We start from the raw sequence: 7,753 nt of genomic DNA, 5'->3' as shown, positions 1-7,753 counted from the left end.
TCCGCTGCCGCGGCGACCCCCGCGAACGGACCGTGCAGGGACAGGATCCAGGTGCCGACCGACATGGGCGAGGTCGGCTTGACCACCCGCAACATGTTGAGGAAACGACTCGGCTTACCCAGGTCGTGGACGAGAGCACCCACGCTGACGAGCAGGCTCACGAGCGATCCGAGCCGCGCGACCCGGCGCAACGCCGGGCGGCCTGTCAGATCCGCGCCCGCGGCGAGTATCGAGGATCCCGCCGCCACGCCTCCGGAGAACAGGTAGACGGCGATGTCGTGTTCCCACGGCGCCGGTTTCACGATGGAGCGCCCGTAGTAGGAGTCGAAATCGGCTTCCGGCACCATCGATTGATCGCCACCGCGCCCGGCGCGCGACCGGTGGGGGCTGCCCGGGCTGCCGCCGTGCTGCACCTGGGTCATCGGCCCCTCCTCAGGAACGACACGGCCGCGCCCGCGAACATTGCGACCGCCGCGACCGCAGCCCGATTCCACATCTCCGGCAGGTCCTTGGTGGTCACCACCGGGTCCGGAGGCAGACCGTAGACCTCGGGGTCGTCGAGCAACAGGAAGAACGCGCCGGTTCCGCCGACCCCGTCGTCGGGGTCGTTGCCGTAGAGCCGGGCGTCCGTCACGCCCCGCTCGTGCAGCAGCGCCAGCCGCTCGTCGGCCCGCGCGCGCAACTCGTCGACGTCGCCGAATTGAATCGACTCGGTGGGGCACGCCTGCGCGCAGGCGGGCGTTTGGCCGTCGGTGAGCCGGTCGTAGCACAGCGTGCACTTCTGGGCGATGCCGACTTTCGGGTCTCCCTCCGGTCCCTTGCGACGGTCGATGACGCCGTACGGACAGGCGGCCACGCAGTAGCCGCAGCCGTTGCAGATCTCGTCCTGCACAACCACGGTGCCGAACTCGCTCCGGAAGAGGGAACCGGTCGGGCAGACGTCGAGGCAGGCGGCATGGGTGCAGTGTTTGCAGACGTCGGAGGACATCAGCCACTGGAAGTCGGGCTTCTCCTCGTCGGGTCGGTCGCTCGGTGCCGCACCGATGGTGGGCAGGCCCAGCGACACCGGTGCCCGCTTCTCGGCCGGTCGCTCGATGAAGGCGACGTGGCGCCACTGGTTGGCGTTGAGCGAGTGGCTGTTGTCGTAGGAGGTACCGAGCATCGCCAAGGCGTTCTCGGGGACGTCGTTCCACTCCTTGCAGGCGACCTCACAGGCCTTGCAGCCGATGCACACGCTGGTGTCGGTGAAGAAGCCCTTCCGCGCCGGGGCATCGTCGTAGCCGGCGTCGGGCGCCGGGTCGAGCGGTCCGAAGAGACTGTTGCGGCCCATCACTCGTCGTCCTCCTGCTCGCGGTGCGATCCCTCGCGTTCCTGAGGTTCCCGGTCGGCGCGGTCCTGCCCGTCTTCGCGAGCGGCAGCGGACCGTGTCTGGGCGGCGTCCGAGGCGGTGACGATGGGCGGGTAGACGGAGTCGGCCACCCCGGCCCGGCGTGCGTACTCCTCGACGTACTCCCGCAGCGCCGTGCCGGTCGGCCGGCGTCCGGGCCGGACATCGCAGGTGCCGACCTTGGTCTCCTGGATGAGCACGTTCGGGTCCAGCGTGATGCCGAACAGGTCGTTGGCCGAGTCGCCCGTCACCTTGCCGCCGCTGCCCCAGTGGTAGGGCAGCCACACCTGGTGGACGGTCCGGCCCTCGACCTTCAGCGGGCGCAGCCGGTCGGTGACCATCACTCGGCCCTCGACCGCCGAGCGGGCGGTGACCACGTGACACCAGCCCATGTGCTCGAGCCCGCGCTCGGCCGCCAGGACGGGCGAGACCTCCACGAACATCTCCGGCTGCAGTTCGGCGAGGTGCTCGAGGTAGCGACTCATCCCGCCCGCCGTGTGGTGTTCGGTGAGCCGGCTCGTCGTGAAGACGAAGGGGAAGACGTCGACGTGCTGCTCCGGCGGTGCGGGGTTCATCGGATTGTCGTCGCGGCGGTACTCCAGGCGCGTCGGGTTGGCCTGCTGCCCGTAGAGCAGGTTGCGGAACGGCGACTCGACGGGCTCGTAGTGGGTCGGCATCGGTCCGTCGACGAGACCCTGCGGCGCGTAGAGGGCACCCTTGCCGTCACCCTGCATGATGAACGGATCGATCCCCTCGATGGCCTCGACACCCTCGGAACCGAGCGGCGAACGGTATCCCGGCGACTTGGTCTTCTCGAAGTCCGGCACGTCCGCGCCGGTCCACTGGCCGAGGTCGGCGTCCCACCACACGTAGGCCTTGCGTTCGCTCCACGGCCTGCCCTCGGGGTCGGCGGAGGCCCGGTTGTAGAGGATGCGGCGGTTCAGCGGCCACGCCCAGCCCCACTCCGGGGCCACGAACGATTGCTCGTGACGGGACTTGCGGCGGTTGGCCTGGTTGACGCCGTCGGCGAATACACCGGTGTAGATCCAGCAACCGCCCAGCGTGGAGCCGTCGGCCTTCATCTCGGTGAACGACGACAGCGGCCGGCGCGTCGCCACGTCGTAGCCGTTGATCTCCATCAGCACCGCCTCGGCGCTGGGTTCGTCGTGCTCACCGTGCACGGGATAATCCCACGCCAGGTCGAGTAGTGGGCGGTCGCGCTCATCGGTCGATCCGGCCAGCCGCTCCCGGATCATGCGCCCGAGATGATAGAAGAACCAGAGCTCGGAACGGCAGTCCTGGAGCGGTTCGACGGCCTTTTCACGCCACTGCAGCATCCGCTGGGTCTGCGTGAAGGTGCCTTCCTTCTCCGCATAGGAGGCGGCGGGAAACAGGAACACTTCGGTACCGCATTCCTCGGGCACGATCTCCCCGGTCTCGACCTCCGGCGAGTCCTTCCAGAAGCCGGCGCTCTCGATCTCGAACAGGTCGCGCACCACGAGCCAGTCGAGGTTCGCCATCCCGAACCGCTGGGCACGGCCGTGGGCCGATCCGACGGCGGGGTTCTGGCCGAGGAGGAAGTAGCCCTTGACCTTGCCGTCGATCATGTCGAGCACCGTGCGGTAGGTGCCGTGGTCGCCGGTGATCTTGGGTAGGTAGTCGAAACAGAAGTCGTTGTTCGCGGTGGCTGCGTCGCCCCAGTAGGCCTTGAGCAGGTTGACGGCGTACGCGTCGGCCTTCGACCAGAAGCCCTTGCTACCGGGGTTGCGCACACTGTCGATCCAGTCCGACAGCGACCCGTGCTGGTCGGGGTTGGGCATCGGCAGGTAACCGGGCAGGAGATTGAACAGGGTCGGGATGTCGGTGGAGCCCTGGATGCTGGCGTGGCCGCGAAGCGCCATCACGCCGCCGCCGGGGCGGCCCATGTTGCCCAGCAGCAGCTGCAGGATGGCGCCGGTGCGGATGTACTGCACGCCCACACTGTGCTGGGTCCAGCCCACGCTGTAGACGAGCGCGGTCGTCCGCTCCCGCCCGGAGTTCTCCGTCCACGCTCGGCAGACCTCGAGGAAGTCCGCCTGCGAGACGCCGCATACCTGCTCGACCACCTCGGGCGTGTACCGAGCGAAGTGCCGTTTGAGCACCTGGTAGACGCAGCGCGGGTGCTGCAGGGTCTCGTCGCGCCGCGGGTGGCCGGCGGTCTGAATGCCGTGGGCCTCGTGCTGCATCCCCGCGGCGGTGTCCCGGTGCTTCGCGTGGTCCTCGGCGTCGTCGGCCTGCGACTGGTGCAGATCGCCCGAAACGTCCTCCACGTCGTACTGCCAGCTGGTCGGGTCATAGGTTCGCGACTCGGGGTCGAAACCCGAGAAGAGCCCGTCCAGGTCGTCGGTGTCCGCGAACTTGTCGCTGACGATCGTCGGGGCGTTGGTGTAGTTGACGACGTACTCGCGGAAGTCCAGCCCGTTGCTCAGGACGTAGTTGACGATGCCGCCGAGGAAGGCGATGTCGCTGCCGACCCGGATGGGCACGTGCTTGTCCGCCACGGCGCTGGTGCGGGTGAAGCGCGGGTCGACATGGATGACGCGTGCTCCACGCTTCTGGGCCTCCACAACCCATTGGAAGCCCACCGGGTGGGCTTCGGCCATGTTGGAGCCCTGGATGATGATGCAGTCAGCGTTGGCCAGGTCGGCCGTGAAGCCGGTGGCACCGCCGCGCCCGAAGCTGGTCCCCAGACCGGGGACGGTAGCGGAGTGTCATATGCGGGCCTGGTTCTCGATTTGAACCGCGCCCATTGCCGTGAACAGCTTTTTGATGAGGTAGTTCTCTTCGTTGTCCAGCGTGGCGCCGCCGAGACTGGCGATGCCCATCGTGCGCCGGACGCGGCGACCCTTCTCGTCGAGTTCCTGCCAGGTGTCGCGCCGGGTCTGCAACACACGGTCGACGACCATCTCCATGGCGGTGCCGAGGTCGAGGTCCTCCCATTCGGTGCCGTAGGGGCGCCGATAGCGGATCCGGGTCTCGCGCAGATCGCTGGTGACGAGATTCTTGCTCGCCGATCCCTTGGGACAGAGCCGACCGCGGTTGACCGGGCTTTCCGGGTTGCCCTCGATCTGGACGATCTGTTCGTCCTTGACGAAGATCCGTTGGGCACATCCGACTGCGCAATACGGGCACACGCTGTGTGCGACCCGATCTGCGGTCGAGGTGCGGGGTTCGACCTCGTCGGTGACCCGGGAGCGGACTGCCTTTCCCCGCCCGAGCAGGTCCTTGCCGAGGAGCTGGCGCAGCACAGGCCAGGGAAGGGACGTTCTCTTCTCCGCCATCGGGCCTCCAGGTGTGCGCTGCCGACCCCAAAGTTACAGGCCGCCACCGCTTCGCGCCGAGGATTCGCAGTCCGAGACCGTGTTCGAGTTGTCGACCGGTGCGCGCGGCGTCAGCGGACCCGAATAGCGTGTGCTCCGGCGGGAACCACCTCACCGATCACCGGGTGGCCCGGCAATTCCCCGACGACCAGGAGGCCGCCGGAGGTCTGGGCGTCGGCGAGCAGAAGCAACTCGTCGTCGCCTACTGCGGAGTCCACCTGGTCGCGGACCCACTCGAGGTTTCGTCGGCTCCCGCCCGGCACGAACCCCTCGGCGAGCGATTCCCTCGCCCCGCCGACATACGGCACGCTCGCGGCGTCGAGCATCGCGGTCGTGCCGCTGGCCCGCATCATCTTCATCAGGTGTCCGAGCAGGCCGAAGCCGGTCACGTCGGTGGCGGCCCGGACCCCACCCGCGTGGGCGTGCTGCGCCGCGTCGCGGTTGAGGGTCGTCATCACCGCAATCGCCTCTTCGAACCGCTCGCCGGTCGCCTTGTGGCGGTTGTTGAGGATGCCGAGGCCGAGCGGCTTGGTGAGGGTGAGCGGCAGGCCCGGCTCGGCAGCGTCGTTGCGTAGCAACCGGTCCGGGTCCCCCAATCCGGTGACTGCCAGCCCGTACTTCGGCTCGCGATCGTCGATGCTGTGACCGCCGGCGAGATGAGCGCCGGCCTCGGCGCACGCATCGGCACCACCCCGCATCACCTCTGCGGCCAGCTCGAAGGGGATGATCTCCCGCGGCCAGCCGAGCAGGTTGACCGCGACCACCGGCGTGCCGCCCATTGCGTAGACATCGGACATGGCGTTGGTGGCGGCGATCCGCCCCCAGTCGTAGGGGTCGTCGACGACCGGGGTGAAGAAGTCGGCGGTCACGATCACGGCCCGGCCGGTCCCGTCGGGCGCCGGATCGATCCGGACCGCGGCGCCGTCGTCACCGTTCTCCACGCCCACCAGCAGGTCACCTGCCGCGCGGCCTCCCTGCAGGCCACCGAGCACCCGCTCGAGCTCTCCCGGCGGGACCTTGCAGGCACAGCCGCCGCCGGCGGCGTACTGCGTGAGCCGGATGGCACCTTCGGAAAAGTCGACGTGTGCAGCCATGCAGTTCAACATACGGCCGAGCCGCAACCGCGGGCCCGACTACGGGTTAAGGTGTGCGCGGAGGTGGTTCTCGTCTGGTGACGGTCGCGGTCTTCAAAACCGTTGTGGCCCAGTAGCTGGGCCAGGCGGGTTCGATTCCCGTCCGCCTCCGCCGAAACTTGTGTCAGCCGTGGTGTGAGGAGGCGCGTGCCGGATCCGAGGCGGGGAATCCCCCGCACCGACCAGGTCCTGGCAGATCCGCGCCTGCGTGAGGCCGTCGACCGGCTCGGCGCCCGTCTGGTCAAAGGGGCAGTCGTTGCGGCCCAGCAGCGGTGCCGCGGCGGCGAGATCGAACCGGCAGCCGTCGCCGACGCCGCGGTCGCGTCGCTGCCGGCCGGCGCAACCACACTGCGGCGCGTGGTCAATGCGACCGGTGTGGTGGTGCACACCAACCTCGGCCGCGCCCCTCTGTCCCGCGCGGCGGTGGACGCCGTGCGTACGGCGGCGGGCGCGACCGACGTCGAGCTGGACCTGATCACGGGTCGGCGCGGCCGGCGCGGGCGCGGCGCCCTCGAGGCGCTCGCCGCGCCGGTGCCCGACGCCGGCGCCGTCCACGTGGGCAACAACGGCGCGGCCGCCCTTGCCCTGGTCACCCGGGTGCTCGCGCGCGGTGGCCGCTCGGTCGTGATCGCGCGGGGCGAACTGGTCGAGATCGGCGACGGCTTCCGGATCCCGGAACTGCTCGAATCGGTGGGCGCCCGGTTACGGGAGGTCGGTACCACCAACCGGGTGCGCCTGAGCGACTACGCCGCGGCGGTCGACTCCGACACCGCGTTCGTCCTCAAGGTGCACCCCTCCAATTTCACGGTCAGCGGTTTCACGTCGTCTGTGTCGGTCCGCGAGCTGACGGAACTGGGCCTTCCGGTCGTGGTGGACATCGGGTCGGGACTGCTCACCCCTCATCCACGCCTGCCGAACGAGCCCGATGCCACCACAGTGCTGCGTGCCGGGGCCGATCTCGTGACAGCGTCGGGCGACAAGTTGCTGGGCGGTCCGCAGGCCGGCCTCCTGCTCGGCGAGGCGGACCTGGTGGAGCGGCTGCGGCGCGACCCGTTCGCTCGCGCGCTGCGCGTCGACAAGCTCACCCTTGCAGCGCTCGAGGCGACCCTGACCGGACCGACGCCTCCGGTGCCGGCCGCGCTCAGCAGCCGACCCGACGACCTCCGGCCCCGGGCCCGGATGATCTGCTCGGCGCTCCCGCCCGGGATCGAGCCCGAGGTGGTCGACTCCGAAGGCGTAGTAGGCGGCGGTGGAGCGCCGGACGTGGTCCTGCCCAGTGTCGCGATCGCTCTGCCCGAGTGCCTCGCCGGTCCGCTGCGTGGAGGCGAGCCCCCGGTCGTCGGCCGCCTCGAGCGTGGCCGACTGCTGCTCGACCTGCTCGCGGTCACCCCCGACGATGACGGCGACCTGGTCGCCGCCGTACGACGCACCGCAGGGGACGCCGCCGGCCACGAGGAGCGCTGATGCACGTCGTCGCGACCGCCGGGCACGTCGATCACGGCAAATCCACGCTGGTCAGAGCGCTGACCGGGACCGACCCCGATCGGCTCGCCGAGGAACAGCGACGGGGACTGACCATCGAGCTGGGCTACTGCTGGACATCCTGGCCGGAGGTGGGAGAGGTTGCCTTCGTCGACGTCCCTGGACACGAGCGTTTCCTGACCACGATGCTCGCCGGAGTGGGACCGGTCCCGGCGGCCTTGCTCGTGGTGGCAGCCGACGACCCGTGGATGCCGCAAGCAGCCGAGCACCTGGCCGCGCTCGACGCCCTCGGCGTGCGGCACGCGGTCGTCGCGGTGACCCGTGCCGACCTCGCCGATCCCGGCGTGGCCGCTGCGCGGGCCGCCGACGAGGTCGCGCGCACCGGCCTGGTG

At 69.7% G+C, this 7,753-nt stretch carries 6 protein-coding genes and 1 tRNA gene; 3 read left to right on the top strand and 4 right to left on the bottom strand.

Annotated elements, in window-relative coordinates; translation table 11 throughout:
* From nrfD to selD, 4 genes are all read right to left on the bottom strand, one after another.
* Window positions 1–422, bottom strand: a 422-nt coding sequence (gene nrfD, locus Q8814_RS22935; protein ID WP_330154279.1) for an NrfD/PsrC family molybdoenzyme membrane anchor subunit, incomplete at its 3' end; no start/stop codon positions are given.
* On the bottom strand, window positions 419–1,330 hold the full coding sequence (locus Q8814_RS22930) for a 4Fe-4S dicluster domain-containing protein (protein WP_330154278.1): 912 nt from the start codon (window positions 1,328–1,330) through the stop codon (window positions 419–421). The genes Q8814_RS22930 and nrfD, both read right to left, overlap by 4 nt.
* Window positions 1,330–4,707 carry a formate dehydrogenase gene (fdh, locus tag Q8814_RS22925; RefSeq protein WP_330154277.1) on the bottom strand — a complete coding sequence of 1,126 codons (3,378 nt, stop codon included), beginning with the start codon at window positions 4,705–4,707 and terminating at the stop codon, window positions 1,330–1,332. Before fdh ends, Q8814_RS22930 begins: the two co-directional genes overlap by 1 nt.
* A 110-nt stretch (window positions 4,708–4,817) precedes the next feature.
* Window positions 4,818–5,840, bottom strand: a complete 1,023-nt coding sequence (gene selD, locus Q8814_RS22920; protein ID WP_330154276.1) for a selenide, water dikinase SelD — start codon at window positions 5,838–5,840, stop codon at window positions 4,818–4,820.
* 59 nt (window positions 5,841–5,899) lie between these two features.
* Here selD and Q8814_RS22915 point away from each other — a divergent pair.
* From Q8814_RS22915 to Q8814_RS22905, 3 genes are all read left to right on the top strand, one after another.
* Window positions 5,900–5,991, top strand: a tRNA-Sec gene (locus Q8814_RS22915).
* A gap of 35 nt (window positions 5,992–6,026) precedes the next feature.
* Complete coding sequence (gene selA, locus Q8814_RS22910) at window positions 6,027–7,343, top strand: L-seryl-tRNA(Sec) selenium transferase (RefSeq protein WP_330154275.1); 1,317 nt, start codon at window positions 6,027–6,029, stop codon at window positions 7,341–7,343.
* The coding region (locus tag Q8814_RS22905; RefSeq protein ID WP_330154274.1) for a GTP-binding protein at window positions 7,343–7,753 on the top strand (411 nt) is incomplete at its 3' end. The genes selA and Q8814_RS22905, both read left to right, overlap by 1 nt.

This window comes from Rhodococcus chondri (assembly GCF_036327435.1).
Classification (GTDB): Bacteria; Actinomycetota; Actinomycetes; order Mycobacteriales; family Mycobacteriaceae; genus Rhodococcus; species Rhodococcus chondri.
The sequence above is the reverse complement of the archived record's forward strand: the minus strand, read 5'-3'. Positions and strand labels throughout refer to the sequence as shown.